17 protein-coding genes and 6 pseudogenes are annotated in these 21,258 nt (G+C 58.2%); 9 read left to right on the top strand and 14 right to left on the bottom strand.

Features of this window, described 5'->3' with window-relative positions; translation table 11 throughout:
• Entirely contained in the window at positions 1–756 is a 756-nt protein-coding gene (locus RPS27_RS04365; protein WP_276575777.1) for a CBASS oligonucleotide cyclase, read from the bottom strand.
• Positions 671–940, bottom strand: coding sequence for a hypothetical protein (locus tag RPS27_RS04360; protein ID WP_232995582.1), 270 nt, complete (start codon positions 938–940; stop codon positions 671–673). The genes RPS27_RS04365 and RPS27_RS04360 overlap by 86 nt, the downstream gene beginning before the upstream one ends.
• A gap of 212 nt (positions 941–1,152) precedes the next feature.
• On the opposite strand from RPS27_RS04360, the gene RPS27_RS04355 reads away from it, so the two are divergent.
• Positions 1,153–2,217 (top strand): XRE family transcriptional regulator, encoded by a 1,065-nt coding sequence (locus RPS27_RS04355; RefSeq protein WP_128929591.1) that lies wholly within the window; start codon positions 1,153–1,155, stop codon positions 2,215–2,217.
• A gap of 1,796 nt (positions 2,218–4,013) precedes the next feature.
• On the opposite strand, the gene RPS27_RS04350 is transcribed toward RPS27_RS04355, so the two are convergent.
• Together RPS27_RS04350 and RPS27_RS04345 are read right to left on the bottom strand one after the other, a co-directional pair.
• Complete coding sequence (locus tag RPS27_RS04350) at positions 4,014–4,934, bottom strand: nucleotidyl transferase AbiEii/AbiGii toxin family protein (RefSeq protein WP_128929592.1); 921 nt, start codon at positions 4,932–4,934, stop codon at positions 4,014–4,016.
• Entirely contained in the window at positions 4,921–5,718 is a 798-nt protein-coding gene (locus RPS27_RS04345) for a type IV toxin-antitoxin system AbiEi family antitoxin (protein WP_128929593.1), read from the bottom strand. The genes RPS27_RS04350 and RPS27_RS04345 overlap by 14 nt, the downstream gene beginning before the upstream one ends.
• A 315-nt stretch (positions 5,719–6,033) precedes the next feature.
• On the opposite strand from RPS27_RS04345, the pseudogene RPS27_RS04340 reads away from it, so the two are divergent.
• A pseudogene (locus tag RPS27_RS04340) lies at positions 6,034–7,309 on the top strand (DUF2130 domain-containing protein).
• Positions 7,310–7,725: 416 nt separating this feature from the next.
• Here RPS27_RS04340 and RPS27_RS04335 read toward each other — a convergent pair.
• Positions 7,726–8,982: pseudogene (locus RPS27_RS04335) on the bottom strand (AAA family ATPase).
• 80 nt (positions 8,983–9,062) lie between these two features.
• Between RPS27_RS04335 and RPS27_RS04330 the strand changes: the two are divergent.
• Positions 9,063–9,405 (top strand): annotated as a pseudogene (locus RPS27_RS04330) (transposase); the annotation flags it as partial.
• Here RPS27_RS04330 and RPS27_RS04325 read toward each other — a convergent pair.
• The 7 genes and pseudogenes from RPS27_RS04325 to RPS27_RS04295 form a co-directional block, all read right to left on the bottom strand.
• Positions 9,315–9,710: an AAA family ATPase gene (locus tag RPS27_RS04325; RefSeq protein ID WP_164935606.1), complete on the bottom strand. Its 396-nt coding sequence runs from the start codon at positions 9,708–9,710 to the stop codon at positions 9,315–9,317. The pseudogene RPS27_RS04330 and the gene RPS27_RS04325 sit on opposite strands and share 91 nt — an antisense overlap.
• 129 nt (positions 9,711–9,839) lie before the next feature.
• Positions 9,840–10,586, bottom strand: a complete 747-nt coding sequence (locus tag RPS27_RS04320; RefSeq protein WP_128929596.1) for a restriction endonuclease — start codon at positions 10,584–10,586, stop codon at positions 9,840–9,842.
• A 51-nt stretch (positions 10,587–10,637) separates the two neighbouring features.
• Positions 10,638–11,644: pseudogene (locus tag RPS27_RS04315) on the bottom strand (nucleotidyl transferase AbiEii/AbiGii toxin family protein).
• On the bottom strand, positions 11,637–12,236 hold the full coding sequence (locus RPS27_RS04310; RefSeq protein ID WP_128955174.1) for a DUF6088 family protein: 600 nt from the start codon (positions 12,234–12,236) through the stop codon (positions 11,637–11,639). The pseudogene RPS27_RS04315 and the gene RPS27_RS04310 overlap by 8 nt, the downstream one beginning before the upstream one ends.
• Positions 12,237–12,415: 179 nt before the next feature.
• Positions 12,416–12,832 carry a hypothetical protein gene (locus RPS27_RS04305; RefSeq protein WP_128929598.1) on the bottom strand — a complete coding sequence of 139 codons (417 nt, stop codon included), beginning with the start codon at positions 12,830–12,832 and terminating at the stop codon, positions 12,416–12,418.
• A gap of 58 nt (positions 12,833–12,890) precedes the next feature.
• The gene (locus RPS27_RS04300) at positions 12,891–14,084 is read right to left on the bottom strand and encodes a Fic family protein (protein WP_128929599.1); all 1,194 of its coding nucleotides are present in this window, start codon (positions 14,082–14,084) and stop codon (positions 12,891–12,893) included.
• 405 nt (positions 14,085–14,489) lie between these two features.
• The gene (locus tag RPS27_RS04295) at positions 14,490–15,314 is read right to left on the bottom strand and encodes a hypothetical protein (protein WP_128929600.1); all 825 of its coding nucleotides are present in this window, start codon (positions 15,312–15,314) and stop codon (positions 14,490–14,492) included.
• Between the two features lie 56 nt (positions 15,315–15,370).
• Between RPS27_RS04295 and RPS27_RS04290 the strand changes: the two genes are divergently transcribed.
• Complete coding sequence (locus RPS27_RS04290) at positions 15,371–15,790, top strand: GFA family protein (RefSeq protein ID WP_128929601.1); 420 nt, start codon at positions 15,371–15,373, stop codon at positions 15,788–15,790.
• A gap of 52 nt (positions 15,791–15,842) precedes the next feature.
• Here RPS27_RS04290 and RPS27_RS04285 read toward each other — a convergent pair.
• A pseudogene (locus tag RPS27_RS04285) lies at positions 15,843–16,565 on the bottom strand (CBASS cGAMP synthase); the annotation flags it as partial.
• A gap of 313 nt (positions 16,566–16,878) precedes the next feature.
• Between RPS27_RS04285 and RPS27_RS04280 the strand changes: the two are divergent.
• From RPS27_RS04280 to RPS27_RS04260, 5 genes are all read left to right on the top strand, one after another.
• A complete protein-coding gene (locus RPS27_RS04280) occupies positions 16,879–17,070 on the top strand; it encodes a hypothetical protein (protein ID WP_128929603.1) in 192 nt (63 codons plus the stop codon).
• Between the two features lie 240 nt (positions 17,071–17,310).
• Entirely contained in the window at positions 17,311–17,568 is a 258-nt protein-coding gene (locus tag RPS27_RS04275; protein WP_128929604.1) for a hypothetical protein, read from the top strand.
• Positions 17,569–17,679: 111 nt separating this feature from the next.
• The gene (locus RPS27_RS04270) at positions 17,680–18,480 is read left to right on the top strand and encodes an SAM-dependent methyltransferase (protein ID WP_194408521.1); all 801 of its coding nucleotides are present in this window, start codon (positions 17,680–17,682) and stop codon (positions 18,478–18,480) included.
• A gap of 15 nt (positions 18,481–18,495) precedes the next feature.
• Complete coding sequence (locus RPS27_RS04265; protein WP_128929606.1) at positions 18,496–18,717, top strand: hypothetical protein; 222 nt, start codon at positions 18,496–18,498, stop codon at positions 18,715–18,717.
• Entirely contained in the window at positions 18,714–20,375 is a 1,662-nt protein-coding gene (locus RPS27_RS04260; protein ID WP_128929607.1) for a hypothetical protein, read from the top strand. Before RPS27_RS04265 ends, RPS27_RS04260 begins: the two co-directional genes overlap by 4 nt.
• Before the next feature lie 229 nt (positions 20,376–20,604).
• Here the strand turns inward: RPS27_RS04260 and RPS27_RS04255 are convergent.
• A pseudogene (locus tag RPS27_RS04255) lies at positions 20,605–21,055 on the bottom strand (hypothetical protein); the annotation flags it as partial.
• Between the last annotated feature and the right edge of the window lie 203 nt (positions 21,056–21,258).

The raw sequence follows: 21,258 nt of genomic DNA, 5'->3' as shown, positions 1-21,258 counted from the left end.
TCAGTCCTCCGTCTTGAATCGAGGGCCGAAGATCTCCTTCCAGACCTCATTGTCGTTCTCGGCCGATGCAAAATTGGACGTCTCCCAGGCCTCCTGGGCGGCGGCGACGATCTGTTTCCGCTCGTCCTCGGAAATCCGGCTGGTCACGTTGTTGAGGCTGTAGACCGGATCGAGAATGACCACCGGATCGCAGAACGTCGTGAATGGCGCGACATTCTCGGGAAACTTGATCTCTTCCTTCAACTGCGACTGCGCGACGTAGAGGAGGAAATTGCGAAAGCGCTGTTCGATGCTTGCACCGTTGCCCTGCTTGGCGAGGACATGCGCCATGATCAGCTCGATGGCGAAGGACTTCAGCGGCTTCAGTTCCGCCTGGTTGCGCCACTTCTTGGCCATGCGCACCAAGGTGCGGAAATCCGCGTCCTGGTCCTTGCGATCGCGGACGAACTTGATCTGGCAAGGCGCGCAGGTCTGCGTCTTCGTGCCGTCGTGAATGTCGAACTGCCAACCGTAGCCGGCGCGGTTCTCGTCTTCGATGACCGGCACGATATCAACGCTGAGGCCCGTGCCCACGAAGGTGACGGTCGCCGCCTTGCGCTGGATCTCAAAATCCTCGACCGACTTGTTCGGATACTGCTTGATCAGCAGCGCGTAGATCGTGTCGTTCAGGCTATCCAGCGTCTCCTTGCTGACGTCTCGGCCAGAAATGTAAAAAACGACATCGACATCGACCGGATCGACAGCGGTCTTCCGCAGAATCGTGTATTTGGCGAAGGCCGGCCTTCACGACCTTAGTGATCTTGATCTCGGTCTTGTCGCGAACGGTCTTGCGGAGTTCATCGATCAAGCGATCGACCTGCTCGTGGTATTCCTTGCGCTTGTCGGCAGGCAGGCGCAGCACGTTGCTGTCGTAGTACCGCAGTTGAGTATTGTTCAACATCGCTGCTCGATTCCTGCTGGTCGGTTTCGCCGGCGGCTGGCGCAAAAGTACGCCACAGTGGAACTTGTCCGACCCAGACCGGTTTACAAATCCGGGACAATGGAGCGGTATGCGGGCCATATAGGCTCAATTTTCCGCGCATCAAGGGTTTTTGGTTTACAAATTTGTGCCCATATCGTACTTCTGTAAACTGAGACGCAAAGGAGGCCCAGATGATCGGACACAAGCTTAAGGTCGCACGGTCGGCCTCGGGCCTGTCGTTGCGTGGCCTCGCTGACGCCATGGATGGCATCGTATCGGCCCAAGCCATTGGCAAATATGAGAGAAACGAGGATATGCCGAGCTCGCGGGTGCTGATCGCCTTGGCGGCGACGCTCCACGTGACGGAGGATTACCTGCTCAGCGAGGACGAACTTGCCCTTGAGGGCGTCGAGTTCCGCAAGAAGGCGGGCACGTCGTTCCGGGAAGAAGCCGCCCTCGAAGCCCGCGCGATTCACATGCTGGAGCGCTATCTCGCGATCGAGGACCTGCTCCAGATGCGCAGCATCGATTGGGAGCAGCCACGCAGCGCACCACATCCGGTGGCCGATGTCCGGGACGCCGAAGATGCGGCTCGCTCTGTCCGCGAAGACTGGGGTTTGGGAAACGATCCCATCCCGCAGCTCGCCGAGCTTCTGGAGGAGCGCGGGATCAAGATCCTGTCGCTCGATCTCGACGATATCGACGGGCTTGCCGCCAAGGTGCGACGCAAGGACCGCAACGCTGCGCGAGTAATCGTCATCAAGCAAAGCACGTGGTCGGAGCGGAAGCGCTTCAATCTCGCCCATGAGCTCGGTCATATGGTGCTGGCCCCATCCCCCGGCGTCGATGAGGAAAAGGCGGCGCATCGGTTTGCCGGCGCCTTCCTGATGCCGGCCGACGTCCTTCGGGCCGAAGTTGGGGTCAGCCGATCGTCGATCAGTCTTGGCGAGCTGGTCGCGCTCAAGAAGCGTTTTGGCGTCAGCATCCAGGCCATCGCCTATCGCTGCAAGGATCTCGGCATCATCAGCCAGTCCGCTTTTGGCCGGCTGTTCAAGATCTTCGCGGAACGGGGATGGCGGACGGCGCCCTATGAAGAGCCAGGCCGGATGAAGCCTGAACTCGAGGAGCCGAAGCGCTTCGAGAGGCTTTGCTATCGTGCGCTGGCCGAACGAGTCATCGGCGAAGCCCGGGCCGCTGAACTGCTGGGAATAACGGTTCGCGAACTGGACGCTCGTCTGGATCAAGTTGCGGCGTAAGCACCTTGGCGGTCCTCGTTTCCGATACCTCGGTTTTGATCGATCTGGAGCGAGGCGCCTTGCTCGAGGACCTGTTTCGTCTCCCTTTTGAGTTTGCGGTCCCCGACCTGCTCTTTGTTCGAGAGCTGGCCGGGGACCTGGGCGATCGCCTTACTGCGCTCGGCCTACGGGTCGAAGAGCTGTCCCCGGCAGAATTGACCCGCGCGACGACAGTCCGCGGCAACGCGCTCATCTCTCCACGCCGGACACGTTCGCGTTTGCCATCGCGGAGGCCCGCCAATGGACGCTTCTGACCGGCGACGGAGGGCTGCGCGAGTTGGCGACCTCGGTCGGGCTGCAAATGCACGGCGTGCTATGGATTTTCGACCAGCTCGCCGACGGCAACCACTGCGAACTGAGCCGACTGCACGCGGGTTTAACTGCCATTTCCAGGCATCCTCGCTGCCGGCTTCCAACGACGGAAGTTCGGCGACGACTGACCCGGTTCGGCGCGTGAACGATCCACCACGCCCCCCCCCCGAAGACGACCGCGAAAGCGCCGAGCTCACGCCAGAGGTCGTATCCATACCCCCTGCCCGCCGGGACGGTCTCTGGACCATCGAAACCGGCGGCGCAAAGTCAATAGGCGCAAAATCCCTCGACGCTCGGCCTAGGTCCCGAGGAGGTTGGACCATTCTCCTTCATCAAGAGGAAGAAGTTTCATTTTGCCATCAAGCCCGACATGCAACTCAGACCAAGGGCTGCTGTCGCCCTGGCGCGCCAGCTGTCGACGAGGGAGTTTTAGGTCGATGGCGCGATAGACTCTCGCACTTCAATGCTAACGAAGGGCAACATCGTTCCTGGCGAACGCGAACCTCATAGGCGGCTCGCCGCTTTCTATCGGTCGTAGTGTTTGCCGCCGGTGCTGATTTGATAAAGGGTCGCCGAATAAGGAAGACGCAGGAGAATGGGACCTTCCTTCGTGACCTTGCCGAGGACGGCAGCCTGGCACAGGAGGCTGACACCACCCATTGTTCGGTCGCAAAAGGCGTCCGCGCTGTCGATAAAGTTCAGCTTTGTAAGGCGAGCTATGACGACGGTCCGCCCCTCGGGTAACGCGCCAATAGGCTGGACAACAAAGATGGTGATGAACTGCGCGCCAATGATGAGCGCTAGAAGGAGCGCACCAATACCGAGTCAGGCTTTCACCCTCCCCTCCGTCTACCTTGAATAATCTATTTCGGCATACTCGGCGCCGACCCGGGTCGCCATGATCAGGCTTCTCACCCGAGGTGGCGAATCCGGCTTGCAACATCGACGCGCGTTCAGCGGATAGGCGCATCGCGCGCCTTTTCTCGAGCAAGCTACGATCGGCAAAGACGATGTGGGCAAATCTCGCCAAGCCTGCCTCGCGCATCTTCTTGCCGCCAGAGGCGGTGATAAAGACGAGAACGATATTGCGGTTCATGCCCTCAATGCGCAAATCCGACAAACACAACAGCGAGCATTTCTGAGCGTCTGCTGTTGGAATAGGTGGTAGCCATTTTGGCGGCCGCGTGTCGTATGGTGGAGACCATCATACCTCTAGCCACGGCGGGACTTACATCGGCGGCTCGGGCTCTTCTCATAAAGGCGGCTCCTACCGAAATCCAAGCACCGGAAACGTGTACGGCACGCATAGGTAGGCGCGTCCACTGTTCGATAGGCGGCTGAGCTGAAGCCCGCAAGCTCTGGGCTCGCTGGGTGGCGGGCGTACCCCAAAAATTCTCTCAACAAGTTGCTACGAGCGTGCTCGACTGAGATCCCCTCCTCCGACCTCAGGCATTGCGCAAGACCTTCTCGAGCTGCGCGACGAGCGTCGCCCTGTGCTCGGCAGGAAGCTTGTCCAGATTGATCTGCTTCCAGCGCACCGCCGGCAGGTCCGCTGCGTCAGGGACGCCTAGCAGGTTCCAATCCGGCTCGCCGCGCTTGAATCCCATGAGGAAGTCCTTGCGAGCTTGCCGCATTTTTCCCGCGATTTCGGCGATCAGCGTTTCCCGGGTTTTGAGCAACTCGTCCAGGGTCACTTCATCGGCGGTCATGCCCTCAAAGCCGTGCGTGAATTCGTGCTGGATGTCCTTGCGACGAGGAACCACGACCTCGGAGATCGGCCGGTCATGGCTGATGAGGTAGACAATGAACGCTTTGCGGAGATCGTCCGTGATGCCTTCGTTGGCGAGCAGATCGCGGACATCGAAGAGGTCGCGCGGATGCTGCCGGTCGAGCGCCGCGACAAGCTTGCCGGCGTATAGATCGGCGAACGAAACGACTTTCATCTGCGCGAAGCCGAACGTCTCTTCGACGCTCGGCGACACGTCGCGCAGCTCCGGCTCGAAGACGCAGCCCCTGATCACCGGCGTGATCTCGATCTTGATCTGCGCGTCGCCTTTCTGGACGGTCAGCTTGGTGACGATCTTTTCACGGGGATTGACGACTTCCGTCAGCCGCGCGCCCGGCAATCCTTTCCTTATGGCCTCTGTCATGCGCTTCATCGCCGCATCTATCGCCGCAAGAGATTCGGGACGCGGAGCCACCGGCAGATATGTCAGGTCGATATCGACCGATAGGCGCGGCATATCTCGGTGGAAGAGATTGATGGCGGTGCCACCCTTGAGCGCAAAATCGGGCTCCGCCGCGACGAACGGGATCGTCTCGATCAACAAGGCCACTTGATGCCGATATTTTTCAGACAGGGGCATTGAGGTCGTCTGGGATGGTTATGAGGTATTTGGTGTCGAGTTTGCCGCCCTTGACGAGCATGCGCTTTCCCGTGCCGAGATTGACTTTCGACTTGTCGATCTGTTTGAGCCAAGCGTGCTGATGTCGCTCCGCGAACCAGAAAAACAATCGTTTGACCTTGACGCTTTTGCAGTCGTTCAGAAGCATTTGCAGCCGCCGGGGGCTCAGGCTCCTCAAGCCTTCCGCCAGTGCATCGACGTGATGGAAGCTTTCGTGGCGGGGCAATTCGTCGAGCAGTTCGAGAAACGCGCGTTCGGGCGTCGATACCGTGAGAGGCCAGTCGAATGGTCCCGGTATTTCCCGCGTTGTCCCCGACTCTGATGTGGGCAGGCTCCCGTGCGTTTTGAACAGGCTTTGCGTGCGGTGAACGCGGAATTTCTGTTTGAGCGGAAGTTTGCCGAGCCAGCCGGGAGCAGACCGCGTTCCGTATAGATGTATGGTCGAAGGACCCGTCTGGCTCAGGTAGTGGCCGAAGCCTTGCACTTCGATGGCGGTGCGTCCGCCAACGACGAAGTCGGAGCCGAGCAATCGCTGGAGTGACACGACGGCGCCCTGCCAGGAGAGTTCACCGAGCGGGCGCTTGAAGGTTCCCCGCGCCGGCTGAACGAGCCAGCCGGCCGATACGTATTGGCTGCGCAAGCTGGTGGAATATCCATGTCGTTCCATCCAGGCGGCATCGACCAGAAGTCCCTGCGGAAGGGTCCTTTCGAGCCTGTTTAGCTTTCTGTCCTTTTGCTCAGCCATACTAAGTAAACTAGCGCATATTCAAACTATATCCAAGGTTTAAGTTCTATCCATTTCCCATGGCCAGACTAAGTAAAATCGTCGTCATACAAACTCACCTCGGGATCCAAAGTTGACGCGCGTTCCTATTTTGTTCTATTCTGGACTACATTCGTGCGAGGCTGCTCGTGCACGCGTTCGGGTAGATCGACGTGTCGGTGGAAAACCCGCCGGCCAAGGTCGAAATCGACGACGCGTATGTGGACATGAAGTCGAGCGACATCGCAATCACGCACAGATCATGTTGAATCCGGTTGCAACGATGATGGGGAATTCATGAGTTTCAAAGCAACCGGCGCTTCGCACGAGGCGACCCTACATTGCCCCAACTGCAATCACGAGATCCGTCTGACGGAGTCATTGGCCGCTCCCCTCCTCGCTGAAACCCGTCAGCGCTTTCAACAGCAGCTGGCCAGCAAAGATGCAGAGATGGAGCGTAAGACAGAGGCACTGCGGCTGGAACGCGAGCAGGTCGCTAAGGACCGCGAGCAAATCGAGGATCACGTTGCGAAGCGATTGACCGCCGAACGTGCCCAGTTGGTCGCGGCCGAAAGCAAGAAGGCGCGAGAGGCGGCCGCCGCCGAGCTGCAGGCGAAGGAAGCGGAAGCTGCGGAGCTGCGAGCCAACCTGCTTACCAACAACGCAAAGCTTGCCGAGGCCCAAAAACAGCAAGCCGAACTGATGCGACAGCAGCGCGCACTCGAAGAGGAAAAGCGCGAACTCGACCTGACAATAGAGAAGCGCGTGCAGGCCTCAATCAGCGAAATCCAGATCAAGGCCAGGCACGAAGCCGACGAGGCTGCGCGCTTGCGCGTTGCCGAGAAAGACCAGACCATCGAGTCGATGACGCGCACGATCGAGGAACTTAAGCGAAAGGCCGAGCAGGGATCACAGCAATCCCAAGGGGAAGTGCTCGAACTCGAGCTCGAAGATCTTCTGCGCGGACGCTTTCCGACAGATTCGATTGAGCCGGTGGGAAAAGGTGAGCTCGGGGCGGACGTAATTCAGCAAGTAAATGGTGCTATCGGCCAATCTGCCGGCATCATCCTTTGGGAAACTAAACGCACCAAGGCATGGAGTGACGTGTGGCTCGCCAAATTACGTGACGACCAGCGCCGTTCCGGCGCCGACGTCGCTCTGATCATCTCCCACGCGCTGCCGAAACAAATCGAGCAATTTGACCTCGTCGACGGCGTATGGGTGGCTCATCCGCGTTGCGCATTGCCGGTCGCCGTGGCGCTCCGCCAGGGTCTGATCGACGTGAGCAGCTCACGCCTCGTTCAGCAGGGCCAGCAGACCAAGATGGAGCAGGTCTATCACTACCTGACAGGCACGAAGTTTCGACAGCGGGTCGAAGCTGTCGTTGAGAAATTCAACGATATGCGCGAGGATCTCGACAAGGAGCGCAAGTTTATGGGCCGGCCAATGGGCCAAGCGGGAAACCCAAATCCTGGCCGTCATCGATTCGACCGTGGGCATGGTCGGCGACCTGCAGGCAATTGCCGGCAAGGCCATGCCGGAGATTCCCAGCCTAGATGCTCCGCTGTTGTAGAACGCTGTCGAGGCCGAACGGAAAACTGGGTGATCCGTCCCCTACCCTCTTTGCGCTGCATCCAGCGATTGGGCTCGATCGCCATTGATGGCGAATACTAAAGCGGAAAACGATCAGCTGTTGCGACGATAGATAAAGGTGACCGGCTTCAAACGGTCGTTCTCTGGCTTCCACGGACGCTGCAAGTCGATCTTTCCCCCTGATTTCTTGCGTCGGCCCAAGGTGATACCGTGAAGGACAAACAGCACGCAGTCGTGCAGTGGATTCTGCGCGTGCCCTTACTTCGTTCGCCGTCAGCACGATCTGCTCACCAGCCGTCGTGGTCTAGTCGGCCAGGCAACAAGGTCCTTGCCTCCGAACTGGACCACTTTAGCATAGCTGTGTTCTTTGCGCCGGGTTGGAACTGCGACAAGGGTTCATCGGCATAGTCGTTGCAGCCCAGCCAGATGGGTAGGGTCTACGGCCTCCATCATCGCGATCAAGGCCGCCGTGGCAGCCTTACTCTCCTCCAGCGTCATAGAGGAAAACCCGATTAGGTCATCGATGTTATCGGAGTGCGATTCCAGTTGCACGAGACGTTCCAGCGCGGCCAGGCGCTCGCCGTCGAGCGTAGCATGATCTTTTCGCAACTGGCCCATCTTCGAAGCGAAACCTGCACTTCCCGGGCACCGGAACGCTAAGAAAACGTCGAGCACTCGCCGAAGTACATTCGGCATCATGTAGGCGTATTCGTAGTCTGGATCTGCGCTGGCGTTGAACTTCAGGACGTGATCCACCAAGTAGTGGTATTCAGACTCATCCTCACGGAGCAGCTTTGACATCTCAACAATAGCTGTTGAGCGTCCGTCCAGCCCTTTTGGAATTTTGACATCTAAAAACAGGAGGCTTGCCGTAGGCGGGGTCGCTTCGTTGCGAGGTTTGTGGAAACCCTTCCAGGCTTTCTTGAACTCGTTCATGCAGTTTTGGTTGTGTGTCAAAACGAACACCTGAGCTGCATTCCCAAGCCGACTTAAAAGAAGGGAACACGCTTAGTTCAACGCTCTGCTGTCCAGGCTAGAAATCGGATCATCCACGACGAGGATACGGTCCTTGATCGAACGCCCTTCAGCCTCAAGCCTTGAAAGGAAATAGCAGAGTGCGATCGCCGTCTTCTCCCCTTCGCTAGGACTGCTGTCTATCGGCCTACCGCGACGGTGGATTTCATAGCCTTTTTCTACGCTTGCAATAGAAAGTTCCTTGTGGCCAAGGTAGGCCTCGATCAAGCGATTGATTTTCTCCGCAGCCTGACCGTGCTCTTTGATCCGAGATCGCAAGTCCGTGGCTTGCTCTTGAAGTTGATTGTAACTGAGCGTCCTAGCATCAACGTCCGTTTTGGCTTCGCTCACCGCGTCGCACGCGTTCTGAAACTCCTGGGATTTGTCAGCCAAATGGTGGCGCCTCAGAGCAAGACGGGCTTCATCCTGCCGTTGGGTGAATTGCGCGAAGGTCTCGTTGTGCTGCTTGATGGCAGCGTTGAGCGTGCCCACCCAGGCGTTTACCAAGCCCAACGTCACGGCGATCGTCTCGTCGTCGTTCCACGCCAGTTCCTCCCGTAGCGCAATTGTCGGTCGGGCTAACTTTGCGTCGATGGCGGCAACCGCCGGACTGAGAACTGTCTCGACCGCTTCTAGCAGGCTGCTGAAAAAGTCGTTTCGTGAGGCGGCTGGAGTGTGATTCTGTGCATGCGGTTGATTCCTTTCGATTGAGGAACGGGATGCGCGGCGAAGATGAGCATGCGGAACGCCTTTTTAGCTACGTGCGGCTGGAGACCCGGATCCCGGCGGACCATCCGCTGCGAGCGATCCGGGAACTCGTTGATGCGGCGCTGAAGGATTTGTCGCGGTCGTTTGATCGGCTGTATGCCCGCGAAGGACGGCCATCGATCCCTCCGGAGCGGCTGTTGCGAGCGCTGTTGCTGCAGGCGTTCTACACGGTGCGGTCGGAACGGCATGATGGAGCAGCTTGACTACAACCTGCTGTTTCGCTGGTTCGTCGGCTTGTCTGCGGACGATTCGGTGTGGGACGCGACCGTGTTCTGCAAGAACCGCGATCGGCTTCCCTGCCGCAGCTCTGTTGAGACTGTACGAGCATGCGCACGCTTGAAGTTTGCTAGCTGTTGCTCCTTTGCGCGAAAGAGCGCTTCTGCCGCGATCTTGCGTTCGTTGGCAACCGGTAGCGCTGCCTCCTTCTTTGCAAGCTCGGCGGCTAACTCGGCCTGTTCTCGGCCGATGTAGAAGACGGGTTTGGCCCGACCAGCCGACCATTGCAGATTCAGGTCGATGAAATCTTCATTGAAGACTGCAAGGCGATTGCTCAAGCTATTGCCCGCACCCGCCTTTACCGTCGTTCCTTCGCTTGTCACAAACTCGAACTCGCAACCAGCGGGTACCCGCAGCTATACCCGCTACATGCGTGTCGCTAAGCTGAAGTCGGTCTGATCAGTCGGAGACCGACACTGCTTCAACTGTTCGACAGATGGTTCAATGCTGGCTTACTTGTTGCGATCTCTGACCGCGCGGAATTTCGCAATCGCCGCTTCTCCATGGTGAAGTGTGGCGTCGAGAAGATCGCGATAACCCACGGCGCTCATGATATCCGTGGGAAGCCCCTTATACTTCTCGGTGGGATCGGGAATATTCTTGAGCGGCAGCGGTGGATAACTGCTATGGCGGAGAATCCTCGAATAAGTAGCCATCGACATCGCGAACCAGCCGAGGGGATCGAGCTCATCCTTCAATTGAAGATATTCGTTTTGATCGGCCTCAGGCCAATGGGGAAACGAGGGCGGCAGGAACGGCTCGGAAAAGCCCATCAGCGGATCGAGCTTCGCTGTGATCACCGGAGTGAAACAATTTTCGAGCCAACTCGGCTCGAACGCGTTCTGAAACTGATCCCAGGTGACCAACTCGACATTTGTCATCTGCGCGGCATCGCGGGCTCCCGACTGAAAGCCCGAACTCGAGATGATGTAGCCCTTGTGGGCGCCGACATCCGTCATCACGCTGCGAAAGGAATGAACCACGGTTTGGGGAACGGCGGCCCTCCAATGCTTGCACCCACAAAGGATGATGTATTTTCGTCCTTTCAGAGTTTCCTCGGCATAGACGTCGATTTCCGCTTGGCCACGAACAAGCTTCACCTTTTTTTCGATTTCGACGGCAAACCCGCATTCCGCCAAGATGCGTGCGGACTGTTCCTGAAGATCTTGCCAGCTTGAGGGGGTTCTCGATGTGATCATGCGAAAGGCGATTGAATGAACATAGCCGACGATGGACAGGGCGGCGGCGCATCAATGTCGCTCGTTGGCACGCTTCTGCAAATCTGCGCAGCGCATCATCAGACCGGCAAAAGGCATGGCGTCGCCGAGAAGCAAACCGGCATCGACCATCTTCTGATAGTCGGCCTCAAGTTCTTTGCGCATTTCACCGTCAGGGACGAGCTGGAGTTTGCCGGAAACGGCGGCATGATAGTCAATCACGTTGCCGTCCCGATCTTTTGTGCGAAAGAATTTGCTTTTCCAGTCGGCGACTTCGTTTGCGAGATCCTGATCGTCGAATGCAGCCTTGGCATAGCCAGCATCATCAAGCTTCACAAGGTCATGCCAATGGCGGGAGATGCGATCGCCTTTGATGCCTTGGGCGCAAAGGACGTGGACGGCGGTGGCTTTCTCCCAGAAGGTGCGCTGAGGCAGCATGATCTTGGGCGCCGCTGCCGAAAACGATAATTCCGGCAGATAAGATGCTGCGTCGCATGTGACCTGGCGTATCTCGGCCGGCTCGCCGGTTGATCGAGCACCGAATTCGAGTTTGACGGACGGCGCTACATATTCGGAACCTTCGGAGACTTGGTGATAGTCGATATAGATCACATCCGCATCGACGCGGAATTTTACATTCACACCCGTCGCCGCGGCATGTTGCTGTAGAACCGGCAGGGCTTCATCTTTGACCCACACGACTAACTTTTCGCGCGCAGCCTTCGTCCATTTGTCGGCTTGGGCGCGTGTCTCGGGTATCGGGTGATCGCCTTTGGCGAGTTCGGGAATGATCTGACGAACGTCGTAGGTGAGATCGATATCTTCGGAGAAGCGCTGGATGATGCCATAACCTTTTGAGAGCGAGGTGCCGCCCTTGAAAACGAGATGTTCGCCGAGCTTCGTTTCAAACAGGCCCTGCAAGGCCCATACGACCCAACTATCTTTTTCAAGCAAATGAATGGGTCGGCTGAGGCGGTGGCAGCAACGCCAAGTGCCTCAAGCCGATCTTCGGCAGAAAACGTCAGAAAGGATTCAGCCATAGCTTAGCAGCGATTGGCTGATCGATTTTGACATCCACGCAGGCAGAGCGGGGCGCACGGCGATGAGGTCTTGCAACGTTTCCGCCGACAATTTCTGCTTAAGGACCCGCAGCGCATCGTTCGCTTGCCGTTTGCCGAGCCATTCCAAGGCGCGAATGGCTTGCCCGGCAGCCGGCTTTGCCGGAAACAGCATCCATTCTGGCGCATGCTTCACCTCAACGGTTTGTGCGCCGAGCTTAAGCTCCCGGTCAGGACCAGACGTCAGATAGACGAGTTTCGTTGGCACCTGGGTCGTAAGACCAAGTGCGTTTGCAGCTGCTGCCCCGTGCGGGACGATTGTTTCGGCACGCGTGGCAGCGAGCGCTTGGACGACTTTCTCCGCTTGCGGTGCGCGTACACCGAACCGGGTTTTGACCGGCAGGACGTAGAACCCATGAGCAAGGCGCATCAGCTCGTTGCGCTCAGAAAGCCTTTTCAGAGCTTGATCGACCGCTGCACGGCTCCCCAAATGCAAAGCATCCTTAGCACCAATCAAGGCGCCTTCGGGCAATGTTCGGGCATATTCCAGAATGCGCTCAGCTACGGTCTGCATGCCCCTCCTCCTATCTGTCAGAAATAGATAGTGATTTCTGACAGCCTGCAATACTTAGCATGCTTGCCAAGCAAAATCAGCAGGTTAGCTGCTAAATTCATCAAGCAGGTAGGTCGAAACACGCTGGATTTTGTTCCCGAGCGGGCTGATGGATCGCACGCCCGCACCCTAAGATAGTGTCATGAGGAATCCGTCACGCAAGCTAATTCACCGAGGTTCCGATGACCCGAATTGATCGTTACTCGCTGGCTGTCGTGCCGCTCGAACAGCTCTTCAATGAAGAGAGCCTGGACATTGCCATGGGTTTTATTTGGAGCCGAAACGGACGTTTCTATTTGGTCACGAATTGGCACGTCATCACATGCCGGCGATTTCCGACTGGCGAAAACTTGCATAGCCAAGGCGCGCGGCCGAACAGGTTGCGCGTCTTGTTCAATCTGGGATTTCAGCAATTTGGAAAGCAGGAGCACCTGATAACGATACGTGACGACGACTCTCGCCCTTGCTGGCTGATCCACCCGAACCGGAATGTCGATGTCGCTGTGAGGGGGCAGTTTTCCATGGCGCGCGACATGTTTCCTGCGCTCCCGCGGCATTACGGGTGTCTGGGCGCGCTCAGGGGCGTAACGAGTCTCCTACCACTCACTCCCGCAATCACGTTTCCGGGAACAATCGCGGAAACAGCACATCCAAGGCCTCAACCGGAAAGCGGAGCGATACCGCGCCCTTGGGCGTGTCTGATCCGAGCACGCCGTCGGCAAGCACGTCAGCAAGCACGCGACGCGCGGTGCGCTCAGGCAAACCCGTTATCCGGGCGACGTCACCACGCTCGAACTGCCCGCGAACCAGCGCCTCTTCGAGGAGGCGCTTTGCTTCTGGCTTGAGCGTGTCGCTGCGTTCGACATAGGTGTTTAAGCGCGAGCCTAGGTTATCAAGCTCAAACAGCCCGTCCATGAACTTCACCTGATCAAGACAGACCTGGAGAAACCATAGAACAAACTCGTTGAGCGCCTTCAGCGAAAGATTGCCCCGTCCGTCGAGGTCTCCCTGTCGTGACGAGTCCGCCATATCCATCATGCGCTTGTACTCGCTCGGCGATTTGAGGCCTCGGGCGAGGCCGCGCGAAATCGACCATAACCCGTGTGAACCGATGCCGGCCAGCTGGGCCATAGCGTGGCTCATCAAGCGGCTAACGCGGCCGTTTCCGTCAGGAAACGGATGGATGTAGTTGAAGCGGTGATGCGCCGCAGGGATCGCCATGATTCGGCCGGCTGTTTTCAGCGGCCTGAAGGCGTAGCGTTGCTCGAAATAGCGCATAAAGTCGTCAACACGCTCGCTAGATGGCGGAACGTGACGGCCTATCGCAACATCATGCTCAGGCTTCGACCGCCATTCGCCGGGCACCATCATAAAGGTCGTGTCGTTGCCGCGGATTTGGAGCATATCGCCCGGCGCCCCTCGATAGAATTCACGATGCAACCACTTGATAAACTCCACTGAGGCCGGCTCACCGAGCTCGCTGTCGGCGGTAAGGCGATCGATCTCCGTCTGCACGCGTACATGTGCCGCGGCCTCCAGCTGAAGGTTGCGACGGCCCTCGTCTTGGTCAAGCTCCCCCTCGAGCGCGCGAGCAATGTCCTTTGGCCGCGTGTTATGGCCCTCGATGAGGTTGCTGTAGTAGGTGTTCATCAGCCGCACCAAGTTGGCAAGGTTCGCAGCTGTGCGCTGATGAAGCCCGACACCGAGCCTGGCCGAGGCTGCCGACAGGTCGGCAACCACATCCGCGATGGCCTCGGACGTTTCCTCAAGCCGCGCCGGCTCAATGCGCTGGGGTGTTTCTATCGCCATTGGCCGATCTTATCGCAAATTAACTAGCTGATTTTACGCATGAATTTCCAAATTACAACCGAATTTGGCCCATTTATTGGCCGATCTCCGATTGCGCTTTCGTGACCGCTGGAACTTTCATTCAAGGCATTGACTTTAAAGCATATTTTAGACCTTTAACGTTTCGATTGGCCGGTATTTTGGCCGGTCCTGCGATCTCTACATGAAAGGTTCTTCATAGGCAGTCCTCTCACCCAACGGCCCTCCTCGCTGGCCGGTACATACATATGCCTCGCCGCCCACTACGAAAAATACCAGTCCCGACGTACTGGGATGTTTATAATCTTCGCGCGACATATTCGGCAAACTCGCGCGCCGTGACGTGCGGATAGCGGCCATGACGGCGAGTGCTGCGCTGCGGCGTTCCTACCCGAGTTCGTGCATCGGCCACGGTCTTGGGCAAACGCCTGCGTGGCGCTGACCGATGACGGTAAGGAGGCCAAGTAAAGCGCTGCCGCAGACATCACGTTCGCCGATTTGAAGCGAGCCGGCGTCCGCTGGGGCCGCACTTGGGTCGATGCCCGCGTTACTGTCGTTCGAACCACTGTTGCTCCCCCGAGCGGTTACTCGCGCCCAGAAGAACACGTCGTCGAGGTAGTTCAACGGCAATATCTCGGAGAGTGTCACCCGGTCTCCGGGCTTCAATTGGACGCGCGCGGGCGAGTAGTAGGCGGATCCAGACTCGACGACCGGACAATCGGATCGGAGGTTGACTGCGATATCCGGGGAAAGCCTCGTGCCCATCAAGAATCCACGCTTATCTGCGTCGAGGAGTATCTGCAGAGTACTCAATCCGAAAGGCATGTCGGGCGTATTTTTGGCGAGCCGAGCCGAACGTTTTCCGAGAAAGACGCACCCTGAAACCGCGATTTCGATAGCATCTACGGCCGTGCTCGTCGGCCTGGTTCCGCCGAGCTCGGCCATGCTCGGAATGGCTTTTCGCGCGATCGGTGACGCGGTCGGACCGCTGAGGATCGATGCGAAGCGCGTCACCGGAATTGCGATGCCTTGCGTCGCGCTGCCCGGCTGGTTGGTCGCTTCGATCATAAGTCCGATCACCCGGCCATCCGAATCCAGCACCGGCGAACCGCTGTCCGATCGGACGTAGTCGCCGGACAAAGTTATCTTGTCGGCGGTCTCATCGAGAACGCGCGCGGCCTGGGCCGTCGCTTTCGCACTCTCCTCGCGCAACTAATCTGCTAGCCTAGTGCTTTGCAGTGAGTCTCGGACGACGATGGGGAATTACTATGGTCTACGCAAGGTGCAACTGTGGTGCAGTCATGCTCTCGCTCCCGGAAGAACCGTCCAAGATAGTCGTTGCTTGTCACTGCATCGACTGTCAACGTCGAACAGGTGCGCCGTTCGGCGTGGGAGCATATTACCCCGCGGAGGTTGTTACCGTCTCAGGAACTTCAAAAGAGTTCGCACATGCCGCTGCAAGCGGCGGGGAAATGCATAACTATTTTTGTCCGCAGTGCGGATCAACGGTCTATTGGAAAGTCACCAGCTTGCCTTCGATGATCGGTGTTGCAGTCGGCGCGATGGCAAATCCAAAGTACCCAGCTCCCGGCATATCGGTTTTTGAGAAATCGAAACACGACTGGGTTCAAATTGAGGGTGCCGTAAAGCACTTTCGGGAAAACTACCACCCGGAAAATTCAGGCTGAAATCTCGCCCCGCGCCGACGAGGTGATTGACGCGTCGAACTTGCGGTCCGAGGTCGGCCACCGCCTGCTTAAACCAATCTTCGAGCAGACGAGGGTCGGATTCGATCCACTTGCCTTCCCGAAGAGCGAGCCGGAGTTCGTCCTGATTGAGGCGCTCGTATATCTCGTCATCGAGCGTCTCTGCATCAAGAAACAGCGCGCTGTCAGCCCGCTTGGTCAATGCGGCGTCCTCGGCCAGCCGAACGAACTCCTGATCCGGGATCGCGTACAGCGGAAGGTCGATGTAAGCTTTGCTGTCGAGGACGACGCGGACGCATTTTTTGGCTCGTCTATCCAACGTCCATTTTCGTTTTTCGCAGAGCGGCGCAAGGACCGTCTCGACCAACCGGTAGTAACCTGCGGCCGCGATCACGGGGTTTCCCGTCTTGGCGAGAAACGAGACCGGAAGGTAAACGCCATCGTCGTAATCAATCTGCTGCGGCGGATGTGCCGGATCATTGAGCGTGCGATACGCGGGCGAGGCACTACCCTGCATACGGAACTTCAGACGCAATCGAGGTTCGGTCGCGCCCTTCCGAACGGCAGTCGTTTCCATAACCAAACTACGATCCGCGAAGCGTTGCCAATCCGAAAATCCAGCCTTAAGCGTCTCTCGGATCTCGTCACGTGCCTTGCGGAGCTTTCCCTCGCGCGGCTCCGGTACCGTGAGCCGGGCGAGATAGTCGTTCTCGGTCGCCGCGTCAGTGAATGCGCGATGCAAGTTGAGTAGAGCCATTATCACCCCCAAATCGAGCGGAATATCAACAAAATGTGGTGGGCTGCTGCCCAGACACGAGAGGTGACGTGAACAAATAGGGTCCCGCCGGAACGCGCCTTCTTTCCCAGTTAAAAATGCGAGAGGATTCGGTCTTCCGGTGGGCAAGCCGTGGTTTGTAACAAAACTTCAAAAAAATATAAGTGATTTCAATACGATCTGGCAGAGAGAGTGGGACTCACCCCCTTTCGGGGTCGCGGACCCCTTGTTTACAAGCCTAACCTTCATTTTCAGGGGTTCTTGTACGGCCGGTCCCACACCGAGGTGCTCCACCATGTCGAATTTCAAGATGCCCAAGCCGATCAAGCGACCGACCTCCGAGAACTACTGGATCCGCAAGAAGGTGCCCCTGGTCGGCAAGACCGAGCTCTGGGCCACTCTGGGGACCAAGGACGAACGCCAGGGCCAACATCAAGATCGGCGCCGTCAACGTGGCCATCGAGGCTCAATGGGCCCGCCTGCGTGACGGGGCTGCCCGGGCGGCGAACTCGACCGAGGTAAGTGGCGACCCGCGCCAAGCTCAAGAAGCCTCTGTTCTACGATCCGGAACGTCGTCGCGGCGGAACGGTCAGGGCATCCTCAATTCCACAAGCTCGCGGAGCGGATCGGCGAATGGGTTCACGGTCCCGGAATCAACATACCCTACGACGTGAAGCCCAACCACGGCTGGCGCCATCTGTTCAAGAGCGTGGCGAGGCACGTCAAGATGGACCGCGAGGTCGAAGGCTTCATCACCGGCCACCGTCCCAAGGACTCGAACGCGGGCAACGACTACGGAGACTGCTGGATCGAGACGATAGCGGCCGAGATCGAGAAGTACCCGCGCTACGACATCGCCGCTCTTGATCATCCCCCGGTGCCGCACAAGCGCCGCGGGCGGACCAACTTCGACGTCGCGATCGCGAAGGTGGCGAAGGAAGGGCGCAAGGCAGCACGCGCGAGCCGGAACTCTGGTGCTGGCTAGGCGACAGAGGAGAGCGGGTGGATGGGGCAAGCGGAATTCGCTTCCCAATTTCCGGATTTCTCCGGGCAGGAGTAGCGGATAGTGAAGGAACTGGGGTAAAAACGACCTGTGATGTCGCAAAGCTGTCCACCTTCGCCGGAGTACCCGCCGATCAAGACCGCCGATCTCTACCTCATCGGATGCGGAATCCTGCCTGCGCGAGACGTCACTTTGGAAGCGCTCTCGATCCTGCGTCAGGTGGTCTCATATACGACGCTGCCAAGCCCCAATCTCCGGTCGTTTCTCGAAAGCAACGGGCTTGATTTCGTCAACATCGAGCACCTCTACGAAAAAGGGAAAGAGCGAGCGAAGATTTACGCAGATGTCGCCGCCCATATTTTCGAAAAGGCGACCAGGGAGCGTCCGGTCGCGTATTTGACCTACGGGCATCCGATGTATCTCGACGAGCCCGTTCGTTTGATGATAGCCGGCGCACCGGCAAGAGGTCTGCGGACGCACGTCGTACCAGGTGTCTCATTCGTCGATTCCATCATCGCACGATTGCCGCTTGTGGTCGGCCCGGCCGGCTTCCAGGTCATCTCGGCCGATCCCTTGGTCGAAGGCACAGCCTCGATCAATCCGTGGCGATCGACCCTCGTCGCGCAAATCGGCAGCTTTCGGATCCCCACCGCAGACGGCGAGCAGGCATTGGCTCCCGCATTGCTGGCACCATTGATGGAGCGGCTGCTCGAGCAGTATCCCGCCGACCACCGCATAACTTTTTGCGACCTCGATGAGAGCGGCGCGGAGCCGCTGTTTCTGACCGTTCCGCTTTGCGCTTGGAGCCTGGCGGCGGATGGGGTAAATTACGCGACGACAATCTACATTCCGCCGATCGACCCCGCCAATGGCGGTCGCGAGAACGGCTTTTGAAACGGGACGTTTGCCATGACTACCGGCCCACTTGAGCGCGTGCTCGCCAGAGCGAAGGAGTTGCTGCTGACGGCGCCCGACGATTGCGCCCGTGAAATCAGAGCAATGCCGGAATTCACACAGCTGTCATCAGCCGAGCGGTCGGCTGTCGCGCAGTTGCCCGTGCGCGAGATCGCCGGTTTCCTGGCGACCGCCGATATCAGGCGTGTGGCGTCACGGAAGGCTGCGCAGGCTTGACGCAGACAGGTGAGCCCGAACAGGACTCACCCCCGCCGTACCGCGAAGTCTACGCGGCGGCGATTATGCCGTTCTTGTACCAACCCAATATTCATGAGTTTGGGGGATGCGGGAGCACGAAGCACTTCACGCGAGTAAAGTCTGAAAAAAAGACGGCCAAGGCAGCGACGTCCCCCCAGCAGACGCCCGAAGCGGCGACACCAAGCTGGGTCAAGGCATTCGGCAAAGCTAGAGACAACATCTACAAGGCGCAACCGGCTTGGCGCGAGGTCACTCAGTTCAGCATCGAGGTGCCGATCGAAAAATTCGACCTCTATAAACAAGAGCTTGAAGAGAAGCCTGATAGAGAGGAGGCTAAAAAGCCGCGGAAATTTCCGATTGAGAATCCTCGCTTCAGGGCGATCGTTTCACTCTTCCCTGGGACGGGCGTCGGCACGATCGCCTTCTGGCTGAAAATCGGGTCAATCCATGCGTGCGATGCTTTGCAAGCGGTTGACCTCTTCAAGCTGACCGACCCCGCTGCGGCTTTCGGCTGTCTGAAGGTGGCTCACAGGTCGACCCCCTTTGAGCAGGTCTCGGACCTTGCAAAATTTTACCTGCAGATGTTCCGGGAAGAATCTCCGGCCTTATTCACCGAGCCCCCCGAGCGTCCTGCGGTTCATCCCGAGCTGCGACGATGGAACGAGACCTATAGGCAAGTCTTGGAACGTGCCCGAGCCTACTGGGCCAGATTTCAAGAGAAGTATCCGGATCTTTCGCGCGACTTCAAGGAACCAAGTCAAGAGGGTGATGAACAAGACCCGTCTTTCTCCTATCCTTTCTTGTACGTTTCCTCCGTCGCGGACACGAGAAATGCGGCCGACCTCAAAGAGGGGAAAACAGGGCAGGAGATCGTTTCGATCAACAACCGCTACCGCCTCTTGGACCAAACCATTGCGGCCTCCGAGGTCGAACAGGCGTTCGAGGCCAATCTACTACAATACGACTATGGGGTGATCCTGGTCTCGCGTGCGAGCACGGTCGAAATCCATGCGGAGATGCCGTTCTCAAGGCCGAAGGCCGGGCAGACGGTGCAAGACTCGATTCTCGACGACCTCTTCCAGTTGATGCTCCTCGCCGAGGTCCCGGTCATGCAGTTGTTTTCGCTGCAGCACGTGAATTTACGACTAGGGAGCGATCTCGAGAACGTTCGGACCGAGTTGCATCCTAGGACTTGGCGTAACCCGCTCGCTGTAGCCTTAATTTCGCTGGTGGCTCTCTTTGTTGCAGTAGTCATCATTTACGCATCTGTGCGGGCATCGTGGCCGCTAACACTTTTGAGATGGCCAGCGAGGCTTTTGGAAGTTTGCGCTTCCATCCTCTTCTGGCTGTCGATCTCGGTGGTCGCTTTCAGCTTAGCAGAACCGCTTTGGCAGAATTTGCTGCAAAAGCGGAAGTTCATGAACTTGATCAGCCGCTTCGGCACTGTGTGGGTAGCCGGTGAAGTGATCTACGGTCGATTCAACGATGCCTACCAAAGCGCGTTTCCGATCGCCCAACTGACGAAGAGTTACGAACAGAAGCAGGCGACACTCGATTCGCTGCTTGAGTCCGGGTTCCGTCTATTCGTTACGGTCGTAGGCCTGCTGGTCGGGCTGTTCACTGCGCTTGTTCGATGAGCACAAAGGCGCCGGTCTCGTCTCAGCGAATCCTCCTCGCCGACGATGGCACAGAAAGCATCTTCTCGGCGCCGGAACGACCAAGCTCGCTTACAAAGCCGCACGCCTGATCGCCTGGGCAGACGACACTGGAGGCTCTTGCGGAGCAAGGGGTCGACCGCGCGCTCGACCTCGGTCCGGGACACGCGCTGGCCCAGATGATGCAGAGCACATTCCCCTCGATCCGATGTTATGCTTCCGACGGATTCCACAGCATCAATGGTCTGCGCGACTGGATCGCCTTCAGGAAAGCGATCTCGTCCTCGGACGCTGTCTCGCAGACGTCGATGTACCCAGGATTTGGACCGACCGTCGCTGCCGTCGCTCCCGCGATAGCCGCGCCTCTTGAGTAAATCCTTGAGATCGAACGGGGATTGCTCCGCCCACACCCGCAGCGTCGGCTTGCGGGCGGTCCCGAGCAGGAGCGCGAGAGCAGGCTCTCCTGTTGTCGGCAGGTCGATCGAGAGGATTTCCAATAAAGCGTGGCAATCGTCGACCGCGCGATGCGCATGGTGGAAGAGGCCGGCACCGTTCAACAGGTAGCCGAGACGCGACCCCTCGAAGCCATGCTTCCGCCAGTCGACCTCGGTAGCCGAGCATCCCCAAGCCTTCGTCTCGAAGACCGGCCAACAGCGCGCCGCCATCTCTGCTGCGAATTGCGCCAGCCACGGCAGATCATACCGCGGTTTCATGAAGAGCGGCGATTTGCCTGTCAATCGGCCTGCAAATTTGACCCCTCATCGGCGTCCAATTTTGACCCCTTCGTGCGGCGGGCTTTGCTGGTAGCGCTCGTCTCGTCGGAGCTGGCCGGGATAGCGGAGGCGAGACGAGCGCGGTGGCGTGA

Source organism: Bradyrhizobium sp. WYCCWR 12699, from assembly GCF_032144035.1.
Taxonomy (GTDB): domain Bacteria; phylum Pseudomonadota; class Alphaproteobacteria; order Rhizobiales; family Xanthobacteraceae; genus Bradyrhizobium.
The sequence above is the reverse complement of the archived record's forward strand: the minus strand, read 5'-3'. Positions and strand labels throughout refer to the sequence as shown.

Coding starts and splice junctions, on each gene's coding strand:
- RPS27_RS04265 (WP_128929606.1), top strand. CDS start 18,496: ATGACTACCGGCCCACTTGAGCGCGTGCTCGCCAGAGCGAAGGAGTTG.
- RPS27_RS04350 (WP_128929592.1), bottom strand. CDS start 4,934: ATGCCCCTGTCTGAAAAATATCGGCATCAAGTGGCCTTGTTGATCGAG.
- RPS27_RS04270 (WP_194408521.1), top strand. CDS start 17,680: ATGTCGCAAAGCTGTCCACCTTCGCCGGAGTACCCGCCGATCAAGACC.
- RPS27_RS04305 (WP_128929598.1), bottom strand. CDS start 12,832: ATGCCGCGGGAGCGCAGGAAACATGTCGCGCGCCATGGAAAACTGCCC.
- RPS27_RS04280 (WP_128929603.1), top strand. CDS start 16,879: ATGTCGAATTTCAAGATGCCCAAGCCGATCAAGCGACCGACCTCCGAG.
- RPS27_RS04320 (WP_128929596.1), bottom strand. CDS start 10,586: ATGATCACATCGAGAACCCCCTCAAGCTGGCAAGATCTTCAGGAACAG.
- RPS27_RS04355 (WP_128929591.1), top strand. CDS start 1,153: ATGATCGGACACAAGCTTAAGGTCGCACGGTCGGCCTCGGGCCTGTCG.
- RPS27_RS04290 (WP_128929601.1), top strand. CDS start 15,371: ATGGTCTACGCAAGGTGCAACTGTGGTGCAGTCATGCTCTCGCTCCCG.
- RPS27_RS04310 (WP_128955174.1), bottom strand. CDS start 12,236: ATGCAGACCGTAGCTGAGCGCATTCTGGAATATGCCCGAACATTGCCC.
- RPS27_RS04360 (WP_232995582.1), bottom strand. CDS start 940: ATGTTGAACAATACTCAACTGCGGTACTACGACAGCAACGTGCTGCGC.
- RPS27_RS04345 (WP_128929593.1), bottom strand. CDS start 5,718: ATGGCTGAGCAAAAGGACAGAAAGCTAAACAGGCTCGAAAGGACCCTT.
- RPS27_RS04275 (WP_128929604.1), top strand. CDS start 17,311: ATGGACCGCGAGGTCGAAGGCTTCATCACCGGCCACCGTCCCAAGGAC.
- RPS27_RS04300 (WP_128929599.1), bottom strand. CDS start 14,084: ATGGCGATAGAAACACCCCAGCGCATTGAGCCGGCGCGGCTTGAGGAA.